The organism is Microcella alkaliphila (genome assembly GCF_004216855.1).
Classification (GTDB): domain Bacteria; phylum Actinomycetota; class Actinomycetes; order Actinomycetales; family Microbacteriaceae; genus Microcella; species Microcella alkaliphila.
In genome coordinates, this window is the sequence record NZ_SGXT01000014.1 from 120140 (window position 1) to 135033 (window position 14894).

Annotated in this window: 11 protein-coding genes; all 11 read right to left on the bottom strand. The window is 69.1% G+C overall.

Going from position 1 to position 14894, the window contains the following annotated elements:
* Nucleotides 1-320 precede the first annotated feature (320 nt).
* Complete coding sequence (locus tag EV140_RS06260; protein WP_130282161.1) at nt 321-899, bottom strand: HhH-GPD-type base excision DNA repair protein; 579 nt, start codon at nt 897-899, stop codon at nt 321-323.
* A gap of 255 nt (nt 900-1154) precedes the next feature.
* Nucleotides 1155-2573 carry a GH1 family beta-glucosidase gene (locus tag EV140_RS06265; RefSeq protein ID WP_130282163.1) on the bottom strand — a complete coding sequence of 473 codons (1419 nt, stop codon included), beginning with the start codon at nt 2571-2573 and terminating at the stop codon, nt 1155-1157.
* A 131-nt stretch (nt 2574-2704) separates the two neighbouring features.
* A complete protein-coding gene (gene mmsB / locus EV140_RS06270) occupies nt 2705-3880 on the bottom strand; it encodes a multiple monosaccharide ABC transporter permease (protein WP_241971349.1) in 1176 nt (391 codons plus the stop codon).
* 71 nt (nt 3881-3951) lie between these two features.
* Nucleotides 3952-5481, bottom strand: a complete 1530-nt coding sequence (mmsA, locus tag EV140_RS06275; protein WP_096423681.1) for a multiple monosaccharide ABC transporter ATP-binding protein — start codon at nt 5479-5481, stop codon at nt 3952-3954.
* Nucleotides 5482-5593: 112 nt separating this feature from the next.
* Nucleotides 5594-6661 carry a multiple monosaccharide ABC transporter substrate-binding protein gene (gene chvE, locus EV140_RS06280; protein WP_130282488.1) on the bottom strand — a complete coding sequence of 356 codons (1068 nt, stop codon included), beginning with the start codon at nt 6659-6661 and terminating at the stop codon, nt 5594-5596.
* 160 nt (nt 6662-6821) lie between these two features.
* Complete coding sequence (gene araA / locus EV140_RS06285) at nt 6822-8357, bottom strand: L-arabinose isomerase (RefSeq protein WP_130282167.1); 1536 nt, start codon at nt 8355-8357, stop codon at nt 6822-6824.
* A gap of 3 nt (nt 8358-8360) precedes the next feature.
* Nucleotides 8361-10034 carry an FGGY-family carbohydrate kinase gene (locus EV140_RS06290; protein WP_130282169.1) on the bottom strand — a complete coding sequence of 558 codons (1674 nt, stop codon included), beginning with the start codon at nt 10032-10034 and terminating at the stop codon, nt 8361-8363.
* A complete protein-coding gene (locus EV140_RS06295; protein WP_130282171.1) occupies nt 10031-10744 on the bottom strand; it encodes an L-ribulose-5-phosphate 4-epimerase in 714 nt (237 codons plus the stop codon). The genes EV140_RS06290 and EV140_RS06295 overlap by 4 nt, the downstream gene beginning before the upstream one ends.
* Nucleotides 10745-11112: 368 nt before the next feature.
* Nucleotides 11113-12147, bottom strand: a complete 1035-nt coding sequence (locus tag EV140_RS06300; RefSeq protein ID WP_130282173.1) for a LacI family DNA-binding transcriptional regulator — start codon at nt 12145-12147, stop codon at nt 11113-11115.
* 112 nt (nt 12148-12259) lie between these two features.
* Nucleotides 12260-13420 carry a cystathionine gamma-synthase gene (locus EV140_RS06305; RefSeq protein ID WP_130282175.1) on the bottom strand — a complete coding sequence of 387 codons (1161 nt, stop codon included), beginning with the start codon at nt 13418-13420 and terminating at the stop codon, nt 12260-12262.
* Nucleotides 13421-13428: 8 nt separating this feature from the next.
* Nucleotides 13429-14817: a cystathionine beta-synthase gene (locus tag EV140_RS06310; RefSeq protein ID WP_130282177.1), complete on the bottom strand. Its 1389-nt coding sequence runs from the start codon at nt 14815-14817 to the stop codon at nt 13429-13431.
* Nucleotides 14818-14894 lie beyond the last annotated feature (77 nt).

The window sequence follows — 14894 nt, forward strand, 5'->3', positions numbered from 1 at the left end:
CGAGCGGGGCCAGCCTACGCCTGCAGAGGCCCCGGTGTCGAATCGATTCGAGTCGGCGTGTTCGGGTGCGCTGCGCCGTGCGGTGGGGGTGAGCGAGGCGTCAGCACCGACCATCGCCACCCCTACCCTGGTCGTCACCGCCCCTACCCCGGCAGTTCGGTGCACACCCGCAGGTTCGTTCGCCCGGTCTTGCCACAAACGCGCTGGGTAAGACGCGCCGTACGCCGTCCACTCGGCAGCGCCGGGCCGCCTCGCGCAGCCTTATCCTCGCGCGGTCAGGCCTCAGCTGTACCGCACTACGAATCGACCGTTCTGGCGCTCTACTTCGCTTTCACCTTGGCAGCCCTCTTGGCCTCGCGCACGCGGGCGAGCGAGTCGGCATCCACGATGTCGGCGACCGATCGGTACGAGCCCTCGACCCCATAGTCTCCGGCGGCTTCGCGCCAGCCGTCAGCCTCCAGTCCGCACTGCTTGCCCAGCAGCGCGAGGAAGATCTTCGCCTTCTGCTCACCGAAGCCCGGCAGCCCCTTCAGCCGGCGCAGCACGTCGGCCCCCGTCGGAGCGTGACCGTCATCGGTGGGCGCGGTCCAGATCGCGGCCGCGTCGCCACCCCACTCATCACGCACGACCTCGGCAAGCGCCTGCACCCGCCCGGCCATCGAGCCGGGGAACCGGTGCACCGCCGGAGTCTGCCGAAACACCTCGACGAACTCCTCCGGGTCGGCCGAGGCGACCGCGGCCGGAGTGAGTGAGCCCATCCGGTCGGCGATCTTCGCCGGCCCCGCGAACGCGGTCTCCATCGTGACCTGCTGGTCGAGCAGCATGCCGACGAGCAGGGCGAACGGGTCGTCGGTGAGCAGTTGGTCGGCGCGGGCATCCCCCGTGATATTCAGAGCCATACGCCCATTCTGGCGACTGTTCCTGAACGACGGGATGCGCGCATCCCGTCCCGGCGTCGCGCACGCCGCACCCCGCACGCCGCACGCCAGGGTGCTCAGCCCCAACACTGGACGATCGGTGCAACACCGCACGTACGAACGTGCGGTGTTGCACCAAGCTCGCAGCGTTGGGGGCGGCGGGAAGGTGGCGAGGCGGCGAGGCGGCGGCGAGGTGGCGAGGCGGCGGCGCGGCCCCGCGCGACGCGCCCGCGCCCCCTACGCGGGGATCGCGCGCTCGCGGATCAGTTGCGCGTACCAGTGCGCCGAGTCTTTCGGCGTGCGCTCGAGCGTGTCGTAGTTGACGCGCACGATGCCGAAGCGCTTCGTGTAGCCGTAGGCCCACTCGTAGTTGTCCATGAGGCTCCACACCTGGCAGCCGACGATGTCGGCGCCGCGCTCCATGGCGCGGTGCACGGCTGTGAAGTGCTGGCGCAGGTAGTCGATACGGTCGGCATCGCGCACCCGCTCCGACTCGTCGGCCACATCGGGGAACGCCGCCCCGTTCTCGGTGATCATGAGCGGCAGCCCATACGACTCGTGCAACTCGACGAGCAGGTCTTCGAACGCGGCCGGGTCGATGTTCCAGCCCATGTCGGTGTGCGGCCCGTCGGTCGGCAGAAACTCGATCTCTTCCGCAGCCCCTGGCCAGGCCGTGCCGCGCGACGCGCCGTGCCCGTCGGCCGACTGCCGCTCACCCACGCCGTCCCACAGCCGCACCCGCATGGTCGAGTAGTAGTTGACGCCGAGTACGTCGAGCGGCTGGTGGATCTGCTCGAGGTCGCCCGGTTCGACGAACGACCAGTCGGTGATCGACGCGGTGTCGGCGAGCAGGTCGGCGGGGTACTCGCCCCGCAGCATTGGGCCGGTGAAGGCGCGGTTGCCGAGCGCGTCGATGCGCCGAATTGCTTCGGCCGACGTGTCGTCGACGCCGCGCGCGACCTGCGGGTTGAGGGTCGCCGAGTACTGCACGTCGGGCTTCGTCACGCTCGCCCGCAGCGCCTGAATGCCGAGCCCGTGCGCGAGGTTCAGGTGGTGCACGGCGCGCAGCGTCGCGAGCCGGTCGGTCACGCCCGGAGCGTGCACGCCCGCCCCGTACCCGAGGTAGGCGCTGCACCACGGCTCGTTGAGGGTCGTCCACACGGCGACCCGGTCGCCGAGAGCCTCACCCATGTGGTGCGCGTAGTCGCCGAAGCGCAGCGCGGTGTCGCGCGCCGCCCACCCCCCCGCATCTTCGAGGGTCTGGGGCAGGTCCCAGTGGTAGAGCGTCGCTATGGGAGTGATGCCGCGGGCGAGCAGCCCGTCGACGAGGCGGCTGTAAAACGCGACGCCGCGGTCGTTCGCGGAACCTTTCCCGTCAGCCTGGATGCGCGGCCACGCGATCGAGAATCGGTACGCCTGAAGACCGAGCGAGGTCATCAGGTCGAGGTCGTCGTCGAGGCGGTGGTAATGGTCGCACGCGACGTCGCCGGTGTGCCCGTGCAGCACGGCTCCGGGCTTGCGGCTGAACGTGTCCCAGATTGACGCTCCGCGCCCGTCCTCGGTCGCCGCCCCCTCGATCTGGTAGCTGGCGGTGGCCGAGCCAAACAGGAAGGTGTCCGGGAACTGCACCCCGTGCTGGCGGTAGTCGTCACTCATGCCTCCGAGCCTAAGCGGAAACCGTGTGGAACCGCTCCCACGCAACGAGGCCCCGCGGCGATCTCGCCGCGGGGCCTCGTGACGCGAGTTCCCTCGTGGGCCGGATGCGCGCATCCGGGTTCTCGGAATTCTTACCGGCGGGTGCGCACCCCGGCCCGGTTCTTGTTGTAGACGTCGAAGGCGACCGCCAGGAGGAGCACGAGTCCCTTCACCGCCTGCTGCCACTCGATACCGATGCCCATGATCGACATGCCGTTGTTCAGCACACCGATGATGAAGCCACCAATAATGGCGCCAGTCACCGTTCCGATGCCGCCTTGCACTGCGGCACCACCGATGAACGCGGCAGAGATGGCCTCGAGCTCGAAGCCCTCACCGGCCTTCGGGCCCGCCAGGTTGAGGCGGGCGGTGAAGATGAGGCCGGCGAGCGCGGCGAGGACACCCATGTTGACGAACAGGTAGAAGTCGACCCAGCGCGTCTTGATGCCCGAGAGCTCCGCAGCGCGGCGGTTGCCGCCGATCGCGTAGACGTGGCGGCCGAACGTGGTGCGGTTCGCGACGACGCCGTACGTGAGCACGAGAGCGGCAAGGACGACGAGCGTGACCGGGATGCCCTTGTACGAGCTCAGCGCAAACGAGACCGCGCCGATACCGACGACGAACAGGCCGAGCTTTCCGATGAACCACGGGGTCGGCTCGACCTCCTGGCCGTACTTCAGGCGGCCTGCGCGGGTGCGCAGCTGCTGCACGATGAGCCCCGCGATAGCAAACGCCCCGATCGCGAGGGTCAGCGGATCGACCGTGGTGCCGAACAGCTCGACCGGGAAGTTGATGAAGCCGTTGCCGAGGTTGCGGTACTCCTGCGGGAACGAACCGATGTTCGAGTTCCCGAGGGTGATGAGGGCGGCACCGCGGAATATCAGCATGCCCGCCAATGTGACGATGAACGCGGGTATCCCGACGTAGGCGATCCAGAACCCCTGCCATGCACCGACGAGCGCGCCGACGGCGAGCGAGAGGATGATCGCGAGCCACCATGGCAGGCCCCAGGTGACCGCGAAGACTCCGGACACGGCGCCGATGAAGGCCGCGACCGAGCCGACGGAGAGGTCGATGTGGCCAGCGACGATCACGAGGACCATGCCGATCGCAAGGACGAGGATGTATCCGTTCTGCACGATCAGGTTCGAGATGTTCTGCGGCCGCAAGAGGATGCCGTTGGTCGTGATCGAGAAGAACACGACGACGGCGAGCAGGGCCAGGAAGATGCCGTTCTTGCCGAGGTCGGCCGCGGCGTGCGACAGCATCGCCGTGATCTTGTTCTGGCGGCCGGTGTCAGCGGGCCCGAGCGGAGCGGGGTTCGTGGTCTGGCTGGTCATTATCGCTGCTTCTCCAGGGTCATGAGCTTGAGCAGAGCTTCAGGGGTGGCGTCTTCGGTCGGCAGCTCGCCGGTGATGCGACCTTCGGACAGGGTGTAGATGCGATCACAGATGCCGAGCAGCTCGGGCAGCTCGGAGGAGATGACGATGATCGCCTTCCCCTCGTCGGCGAGGCGGTTGATGATCGTGTAGATCTCGTACTTCGCCCCCACGTCGATGCCGCGGGTGGGCTCATCGAGGATGAGCACATCGGGGTCCGACTGGATCCACTTCGACAGGACAACCTTCTGCTGGTTACCGCCCGACAGCTGGCCGGTCTTGTTCATCACGCTCGGCGTCTTGATGTTCATCGACTTCTTGTACTCGTTCGCGATGCGGTACTCCTCGTTGTCGTTCACGAGGCCCATCGTCACGAGCTTGTCGAGGGAGGCAACAGAGATGTTGCGCTTCACGTCTTCGATGAGGTTCAAGCCGTACGTCTTGCGGTCCTCCGTCGCGTACGCGAGCCCGTTCTGGATCGCTTCGGCGACAGAGCGCACCTTGATCTCTTTGCCGCGCTTGTAGACCGTGCCCGAGATGCGCGAGCCGTACGCGCGCCCGAACAGGCTCATCGCGAACTCGGTGCGGCCGGCGCCCATGAGGCCCGCGATGCCGACGATCTCGCCTGCATTCGCGGTGATCGACACGTTGTCGACGATGACCCGCTGGTTGTCTTGCGGGTGGTGGGCCGTCCAGTTCTCGACGCGCAGCACCTCCTCACCGATGTGCGACGTGTGGTCGGGGTACCGGTGCTCGAGGTCGCGGCCGACCATCCCCTTGATGATGCGGTCTTCACTGACCTCGGTGCGGGTGATCGTCTCGATGGTCTTGCCGTCGCGGATGACGGTGACGTTGTCGGCGATCTTGCGAATCTCGTTGAGCTTGTGACTGATGATGATCGACGTGATGCCCTGCTGCTTCAGGTGCAGGATCAGGTCGAGCAGGTGGTCGGAGTCAGCGTCGTTGAGCGCGGCGGTCGGCTCGTCGAGGATGAGCAGCTTCACTTCCTTCGACAGCGCCTTCGCGATCTCGACCAGCTGCTGCTTGCCGACACCAATGTCCATGACCTTCGTGGTCGGCTTCTCGCTCAAGCCCACGCGGGCGAGAAGCTTCGCGGCCTCGAAGTTGGTCTTGTTCCAGTCGATGAGGCCGAAGGGTCCCTTGACCTCGTTGCCGAGGAAGATGTTCTCGGCGATCGACAGGTACTGGCTGAGGGCCAGCTCCTGGTGAATGATGACGATGCCCTTCGACTCGCTGTCGCGGATGTCGGAGAACTCGACCGTCTCATTTTCGAAGACGATCTCACCGTCGTAGGTGCCGTGCGGGTACACGCCCGAGAGCACCTTCATGAGGGTGGACTTGCCCGCGCCGTTCTCGCCGCAGATCGCGTGGACTTCGCCGCGCTGAACCTGCAGGGTCACGTCAGACAGGGCCTTCACACCCGGGAAGGTCTTCGTGATGCCGCGCATCTCGAGGATGTTCTGGGTCACGTCAGTACCCGATCCCTTTCGTACGTCGTTGTTCTGGGGGTGGCCGGTGGTGGGGAGCATAACCCCACCACCGGCCGATGTGACGACCGAATCGGTCAGAGGTGTCGACCCGTTACAGGCCGACGTCCTCCGCCGTCCAGTAGCCGGTGTCGATCAGAGCCGACTGCACGTTGTCCGCGATCACGGGCACCGGGCCGAGCAGGAACGACGGCACGATCTTCACGCCGTTGTCGTACGTCTCGGTGTCGTTGATCTGGGGCTCGCCGCCCTCGAGCAGGGCCTGCGCCATGCCCGCGGCAACCTTCGCCAGCTCACGGGTGTCCTTGAAGATCGTCGCGTGCTGCTCACCCGCGAGGATGGCGCGCACCGAGTCGAGCTCCGCGTCCTGACCCGAGATGATCGGGAAGTCGCTGCCCACGGTGTAGCCAGCGTCGGTCAGGGCCGAGATGATGCCGCGGCTCAGGCCGTCGTAGGGCGAGAGCACGGCGTCAACCGTGGTGCCGTCCGAGTAGTTCGCCGTGAGGAGGTTCTCCATGCGGCTCTGGGCGACCTGGCCGTCCCAGCGCAGCGTGGCGGCCTGCTCGATGCTCGTCTGGCCCGAGCGAACGACGAGCGTGCCGTCGTCGATCAGCGGCTGGAGGACATCCATCGCGCCGTCCCAGAAGAAGAAGGCGTTGTTGTCGTCGAGCGAGCCGGCGAACAGCTCGATGTTGAACGGTCCCTCGGGGGCGCCATCGACGGGGTTGCCATCGAGGTCAGTGAGCCCCAGGCCGTGCAGCAGGGTCCGGGCCTGCTGCTGGCCGACGAGGAAGTTGTCGAACGTGGCGTAGTAGTCGACGTTCTCGCTGTCGCGGATCAGACGGTCGTACGCGATGACGGGGATGCCCGCGTCGGCCGCGTCCTGCAGCACCTGGGTCAGCGTCGTGCCGTCGATCGAGGCGATGATCAGGGCCTCGGCACCCTGGGTGATCATGTTCTCAATCTGGCTGACCTGGGTGGGGATGTCGTCTTCGGCGTACTGCAGGTCGACGCGGTAGCCCGCGGCCTCCAGCTCGGCCTGAACGGCGTTTCCGTCGGCGATCCAGCGCTCCGACGAGCGGGTCGGCATGGCAACGCCGATGAGGCCGCCGTCGCCGTCGCCGCCAGCGTCCGCGGCGCAGGCGCCGAGACCGAGGGTCATCGCGCCGGCGGCCACGATCGAGAGAAGAGTCCTCTTCTTCACTGTGTGTCCTTTCGAGTGGGAATGGGGGTGGTGCAGTCGACCGCGTCTCTCATCACTGAGAGGCTCGGACGGATCCCGGGGAAACCCGGGAAGCTTGTGGATGCTCGGGGCGGCATATCTACAACCCCTGCGCCAGTCGGTAGTACGCCGCGTTCGACCGCAGCTGCTGCTCGAAGGCGGGCAGCGTCGTGTCGTGGTCGATCACGAGCAGCTCGACGCCGCTCATCGCGGCGAAGTCGCGCAGCACGTCGACGTCGATCTGGGTCGACATAACGGTGTGGTGGGCGGCGCCCGCAGTGAGCCATGCGGCGGCTGAGGTGGCGAAGTCGGGCGCCGGCTTCCACACCGCGTGGCCGACGGGCAGCTTCGGCATCGGCGCGGGCAGGGCCACGTTCTCGACGACGTTCGCAACGAGTCGGAACCGGTCGCGCATGTCGCTGAGCGCGCAGACGACGGCGGGGCCGGCGTCGGCGGTGAAGACGAGGCGCACGGGGTCATCCTTACCGCCGATGCCGAGCGGGTGAACCTCGAGGTGCGGCTGCTGGCTGGTGAGCGACGGGCTGACCTCGAGCATGTGCGCGCCCAGAATCAGTTCCTCACCGGGGACCAGGTGGTAGGTGTAGTCCTCCATGAGACTCGCGCCACCGGGAAGGCCTGCGCCCATGACAGCCGCGGCGCGCACCATCACGGCGGTCTTCCAGTCGCCCTCCGCTCCGAAGCCGTAGCCGTCGGCCATGAGGCGCTGCACGGCGAGGCCGGGCAGCTGGCGCAAGCTTCCGAGGTCTTCGAAGCTCGTGGTGAAGGCGCCGAAGTCGCCGGCCTCCAGGAACGAGCGCAGGCCCAGCTCGATCGCGGCGCCGTAGCGCAGCGAGTCGGCCCGGTCGCCGCCCGGCAGGAGGGCCGCGTCGACGTCGTAGAGGTCCGCGTATTCGGCGACCAGTGCATCCACGTCGCTGTCGGAGACGGCGTGCACGGCGTCGGCGAGCTCGGTGACACCCCACGTGTTGACCTGCACGCCGAAGCGCAGCTCGGCCTCGGTCTTGTCGCCCTCGGTGACGGCGACGAAGCGCATGTTGTCGCCGAAGCGCGCGAGCTTCAGGTTCTGCGTGGCGTGGCGCCCGGCGGCGGCGCGGGCCCACACCCCGATGCGGTCGGTGACGGCCGGGTTCGACACGTGGCCGACGACCGTCGTGCGGGCGACCGACAGGCGCGAGGCGATGTACCCGAACTCGCGGTCGCCGTGGGCGGCCTGGTTCAGGTTCATGAAGTCGAAGTCGATGTCGGCCCACGGCAGCTCGACGTTGGCCTGCGTGTGCAGGTGCAGCAGCGGCTTCGTGAGCTGGTCGAGCCCTGAGATCCACATCTTCGCGGGGCTGAAGGTGTGCATCCAGGTGATGACACCGATCACGTTCTCGGCGGCGTTCGCCTCGCGCATGACGCGCGCGATGCTCGCCGGGTCGACGAGCGTCGGCTTCCAGACCACGCGCACCGGGATGCTCGTGGCCGCCTCGAGGCCCGCCACGACCTCCTTCGACTGCTCGGCGACCTGCCGCAGCGTCTCGTCTCCGTACAGGTTCTGGCTGCCGGTGAGGAACCAGACTTCGTACGTGCTGAGGTCGGGAACGATGCTGCGGGACACGGAACTCCTTGTCATGGGTCAGATCACCTCGGCTGCCGTGCGCTCGATGGCGAGGCCCGGCTCGTAGCGGTCGAGGTAGGCGGAAAAGCCCGCGACGTCGTCGGCGAGCGGGGCGGTCAGGTGGGTGTCGGCGCCGGCGAACACGGCGGAATCGAGGTAGGCGCCGAGGTAGGCGCCGAGGTCGAGCGTCGCTGCGTTGGCGTCGGTGTGCGCGTCGGCAGCGCGCTGCGCGGTGAACGCAGCCAGGACGGCAATGCCCCACGCCCCACCCTCGGCGGCGCTCGCGGCGACGCCGACGGGGGCATCCAGCGCGGCGGCGAGGAAGCGCTGGGCGACGCCCGGCGTGCGGAACATGCCGCCGTGCGCATAGAGCGCGTCGATGGCGACGTTCTCGGAGTGGAGGGCGCGCATCCCGATCGCGAGCGTCGCGAAGACGCCGTAGACCTGCGCGCGCATGACGTTCGCGAGCGTCAGCCGGCTGTCGGGGGTGCGTACGACGGCGGGGCGCCCGGCGTCGAGGTGGGCAACGGGCTCACCGGACAGTTGGTTGTAGGCGAGCACGCCGTCGGCGTCGGCCGCGCCCTCCAGCGCCTCGGCGAACAGCAGCGCGTAGGCGGCGTCGGCGTCGATGGGGGTGCCAGCGAGCTCGGCGAAGCGGCGGTACGTTCCCACCCAGGCGTTCAGCTCGCTCGTGCCGTTGTTGCAGTGCACCATCGCGACCGGGTCGCCGGCCGGGGTGGTGACGAGGTCGAGCTCGGCGTGCTGCGAGGCGAGCGGGCGGTCGAGCACCACCATCGCAAAGATGCTCGTGCCGACGCTCACGTTGCCCGTGCGCGGGGCGACGGCGTTCGTCGCGACCATGCCGGTGCCGGCGTCGCCCTCCGGCGGCGCGGCGGGTGCGCCCGCGGCGAGGGTGCCCGCGGGGTCGAGCAGGCGGGCGCCCGCTTCGATGAGGTGACCGGCGGTCTCGCCCGCCACCCGGATGCTCGGCAGCACCTCCCCAAGGCCCGGCAGGGCGGCGCGCGCGGCCGGGTAGCGCTCGGCCAGCAGGGCGTCGTAGCGGGCCATAAGTTCGGGGTCGTACTGGGGTCGGCCGGCGGAGTCGCGGGAGACCGGGAACATGCCGGACGCGTCGCCGACTCCGAGCATCCGTTCGCCGGTGAGCTGCTCGTGCACGTAGCCGGCGAGCGTCGTGACGTGGGCGATGTGCGGCACGTGCGCCTCGGCGTTGGTGACGGCCTGGTGCAGGTGCGCGATCGACCAGCGCAGCGGGATGTTCGTACCGAACAGCGCCGACAGCTCGGCAGCGGCGGGGCCCGTGTTCGTGTTGCGCCACGTGCGGAAGGGGGTGAGCAGGGCGCCGTCGGCGTCGAAGGCGAGGTAGCCGTGCATCATCGCCGAGACGCCGACGCCCGCGAGCGCCGTCGGCGCGACGCCGAAGCGGGTGCGGGTCTCGGCGAGGAGGGCGGAATACGCAGCCGCAAGGCCCTCGTGCACGGCCTCGAGCGAGTAGGTCCAGAGGCCGTCGACGAGCTGGTTCTCCCACTCGTGGCTGCCAGTGGCGAGCACGCGGGCGGGGTTGTCGGCGTCGACCAGGCAGGCCTTGATGCGGGTCGAGCCGAGCTCGATGCCGAGCGCGGCGCGGCCAGCGGCGATCACGTCGGCGGGCTCGCGGGTCGCGGACGCGCTCATCGCGCCTCCCCCGCGGGCTGGCCGTACACGTTCTGGTAGCGGTCGAAGAGGGAGTCGATCGCGTCGGGCGCGATCGGCAGTGGCTCGCCGAGTTGGCGGGCGATGTGGATCGTGCGGGCGACGTCTTCGAGCATGACGGCGGCCTTGACCGCATCACGCGCATCCGTGCCGATCGTGAACGGGCCGTGGTTCTGCATGAGCACCGCGCGCGAGCGGTGTCCGGTCAGCGTCTCGACGATGCCGCGGCCGATCGAGTCGTCGCCGATGATCGCGAACGGGCCGACGGGGATCTCCCCGCCGAACTCGTCGGCCATCGCCGTGATGACGCAGGGGATCGCCTCGCCGCGGGCGGCCCACGCCGTCGCGTAGGTCGAGTGGGTGTGCACGACGCCGCCGACCTCGGGCATGTTCCGGTACACGTAGGCGTGCGCCGCCGTGTCGCTCGAGGGGCTGCGGTCGCTACCCGGGGTGTTCGGCACCACCTCGCCGTCGAGCGTGCAGAGGATCATGTTGGCCGGGTCGAGGTCGTCGTAGTCGACGCCCGACGGCTTGATGACGAAAAGGTCGGCGCCGGGTACCCGACCCGAGACGTTGCCGCCCGTCCACACCACGAGGCCGTACCGCACCAGCTCGCCGTGCAGGGCAGCGACGTCTTCGCGCACGCGGGCGATGGCGACCTGCACCTCAGGGCTCAGGGGGGCGGGGCTCATGTGACTCCGTTGTCGGGGTGGTACGGGGGTGGGTGGCGCTGTGACCGTCCGATGTGACCGTTCACATTGCGTGAGTGCACTCTACAGACGAAACGGTCACATCTGTCAAGTGGGACGCCCGTGCGAAACGGTCACACTTCGGTAACGGGGCGGATGCGCGGTGCCGGCCCCGCGCATCCCGGCCGCGCCGCGGACTGGGGCCCGCCGAGGCCCCACCAGCGCGCGCACGCCGCAATGCACGCCGAATGGTGCAGCGCACGCGCAACGTTGCATGTGTAGCGCACCATTCGGCGTGCGTTGCGCGGGGGCGGGGGCACAGGCGGGAGCGCGCGGGGGCACGGGGAGACGCGCACGCCCCGCGCTACGCGCTACGAGCGCCGCGCCGCCGTCGAGTGGCGCACGATCAGCTCGGGCCGCACCGGCTCGTGGCTGAGGTCGGTGTCGCCGCGCAGCTCCCCGAGCAGCAGCTCGATCGACCGCCGCCCGATCTCGGCGAAGTTCTGCCGCACCGTTGTCAACGGCGGCGCGAAGTGCGCCGCCTCGGGAATGTCGTCGAACCCGACCACCGAGATGTCGCCCGGCACGTCGAGCCCCGACTCGCGGCACGCGTGGATGAAGCCGAGCGCCATCTGGTCGTTGCCGCAGAACACGGCCGTGAAGTCGCGGTACCGCAGCAGTTCGAGTCCGGCGTAGTACCCGAAGTGCGCCGTCCAGTCGCCGAGGATCGGCGCCCGAGTGCGCAGGTCCGCGTCGTCCAGCTCGCGCAGGAATCCCTGCATGCGCGCCTCGGCTTCGATCCAGTCCTGCGGGCCCGAGATGTGCATGATTTCTTCGTGCCCGAGGTCGATGAGGTGCCTCGTCGCCATGCGCGCGCCGGTGACCTGGTCGACCCAGAGCGAGTGCTTGGCGTCTGACCCGGTCGACTCGAGGGTGACATAGGGCACCCCCACCTGCAGGTCGGTGATCGCCTCGAACACGCGCACCTGCGGGGCGATCACGATGAGCGCCTCGACCGACTGCGACATCAGGTAGTCGAGCCCCGACTTGATCGACGCGTACTCGCTCGAGCTGATGTTCGTGATCGACAGGCGGTAGCCCGCTTCGCGCGCCGCCGTCTCAATCGCCTGGATGCTCGTGGCAGGCCCGTAATGCACCGTCTGCGATGCGAGCACCCCGATGGTGCGCGAGCGACTGGTGACGAGCGCGCGTGCGGCCTGGTTGGGGCGATACCCCAGCTCGTCGATGGCCGCGCGCACCCGCGCCAAGGTCTCTGGACGAATGTTGGGGCTGTCGTTGAGTACCCGCGAGACGGTCTGGTACGACACCCCGGCCACGCGGGCCACGTCGCGGATGTTGGGCGCGCGCGTGCGCTCCGGTTCCGCCGTGGTGGTGTCGGTGGTCATCGTCGTCCGTTCGGGTGCGCGCGATGTGTACGTTCACATTGCGCTGGCGCCATTATGCACCCCGAACGTTTCTCGGGGGTCGGATGCGCCGGCACGGCCGTGTCTCGTCGAGCTACAGACGCGCGAGCGCCTGCTCGACATCGGCAACGAGGTCGGCCGCGTCCTCGATGCCGACCGACAGCCGCACGATCGAGGCCGGAACCTCCAGCGCCGTACCCCGCACGGACGCGTGCGTCATCTCGCTCGGGTAGTTGACGAGCGACTCGACGCCGCCGAGCGACTCGGCGAGCGTGAACACCTCGAGGCTCTCGCAGAAGCGGCGCGCAGCGCCCTCCCCGCCCGTGAGGTCGAGCGACACCATGCCGCCGAAACCGCGCATCTGCCTCGCCGCCAACTCATGCCCCGGGTGCGAATCGAGCCCCGGGTAGAGCACCCGCGCGACCCCGGCGTGCCCCACCATCGCCTCGGCGACGGCCTGGGCGTTGTGGCAGTGGCGGTCCATGCGCACGGCGAGGGTCTTGATTCCCCGGGTCGTGAGCCACGCATCCATGGGGCCGGAGACGGCGCCGGCCGCGAACTGCTGGAAGCCAACCTGCGACGCGAGCTCGTCGTCGTTCAGCACCAGAGCGCCGCCCACGACGTCGGAGTGGCCACCCAGGTACTTGGTCGTGGAGTGCACGACCACGTCGGCGCCAAGCGCGAGCGGGGTCTGCAGGTAGGGCGTGGCGAACGTATTGTCGACCACGACGAGGATGCCCGCGTCGTGCGCGATCTCGGCGAGCGCCGTCACGTCGGTGACCTTCATGAGCGGGTTCGACGGGGTCTCGAGCCAGAGCACCTTCGGCGCGAGCTGGCCGATCATGGTGCGCACGCCGTCGAGGTCGCTGAAGTCCATCGTGGTGAGGCCGATGCCCCACTGCCCGAAGATGCGGCGCACGAGCCGGTGGGTGCCGCCGTAGACGTCGTCGCCCATCAGCACGTGGTCGCCGGGCTGAAGCACCGCGCGCAGCAGGGCGTCTTCGGCGGCGAGCCCCGACGCGAAGCTGAAGGCGTGCGCTCCGCCCTCGAGCGCGGCGAGCTGCTGCTGCAGGCTGTCGCGCGTCGGGTTGGTGCCACGACCGTACTCGTAGCCATTGCGCAAGCCCCCGATGCCGTCTTGCGCAAACGTCGTCGAGAAGTGCACGGGAGGGATGACCGCGCCCGTCGTCTCGTCGGGGGTTTGCCCCGCGTGAATCGCGCGGGTCGAGAATCCGTGGTTGTCGTTCGTGGTCATCGATGTCCTCAGGCGAGCGCGTGCAGCAGGTCGGCGCGGGTCACGAGCCCGATCGGGTTGCCCCCGTCGAGCACGAGCAGGGTTTCGGGCGGAAGACCTCCTGCGCCACGCTCGCCGAAGCGTTCGCGGGCCTTCTCGAGGCTTTCGCCGGCTCCGATGACGGGCATAACCGGGCCCATGGCCGCGGTCACCGGGTCGCCCGGTGTTACGTCGCCCGAGGCGAGCGCACGCAACAGCCCGGCGGTCGACACCGAGCCCGCAACCTCGCCGAGCACGGGCGGCAGCTCGCCCGTGAGTACCGGCAGCGTCACTGCGCCGCCGTGCGCCTCGAGCGCCGCGACCGCGTCGGCGACGGTGTGCTCGCGCCGCACGTGGGCGAGCGCGCGCAGCGGCTCGCCGAGCAGGTCGCGCACCGTCGGTGTGCCTGCGGGCGCCGCGAAGCCGTGCGCGCGCATCCACCGGTCGTTGAAGATCTTGCCGAGGTAGCCACGCCCGCCGTCGGGAAGCAGCACGACGACAACGTCGTCGGGGCCGAGCTCGCGGGCGACCTCGAGGGCGCCGACGGCCGCCATGCCGCACGAACCGCCGACGAGCAGCCCCTCTTCGCGAGCAAGCCGCACGGTCATGTCGAACGAGTCCTGGTCGCTGACGGCCACGATGCGGTCGGTGACGGACGGGTCGTAGGCGCCCGGCCAGAAGTCTTCGCCGACGCCCTCGACGAGGTAGGGGCGCCCGGTGCCGCCCGAGTAGACGCTGCCGACGGGGTCGACGCCGACGATCTGCACGCGGCCGCCCTCACGGTCGGCGCTGATCTCGCGCAGGTAGCGCCCGGTGCCGGTGATGGTGCCGCCCGTGCCGACGCCGGTGACGAAGTGCGTCACCCGGCCGTCGGTGTCGCGCCAGATCTCGGGGCCGGTGGTCTCGTAGTGGCTGCGCGGCCCGTTCGGGTTCGCGTACTGGTTCGGCTTGAAGGCGCCCGGAATCTCGCGCGCGAGCCGGTCGCTCACCGAGTAGTACGACTCGGGGTCGTCGGGTGCGACGGCCGTCGGCGTCACGACGATCTCGGCGCCGTAGGCGGTCAAGACGTTGCGCTTGTCTTCGCCCACCTTGTCGGGCAGCACGAACACGCACTTGTAGCCGCGCTGCTGAGCGACAAGGGCAAGGCCGACGCCCGTGTTGCCGCTCGTCGGCTCGACGATCGTGCCGCCGGGCTTCAACAGCCCGTCGCGCTCGGCCGCGTCGATGATGCGGATCGCGATGCGGTCTTTCGACGACCCTCCGGGGTTCAGATACTCGACCTTCGCGAGCACGGTGGCGCTGATTCCCTCGGTGACCCTGTTGAGGCGGAGGAGGGGCGTGTCGCCGATCAGGTCGGTGATCGCGGCGGCGTATTTCATGCACACGAGCCTACCGGCGGCCCGGATGCACGCGGCCCGTCCCAGCGTCTGCCAACGTCTGGTGGGAGAATAAGAGA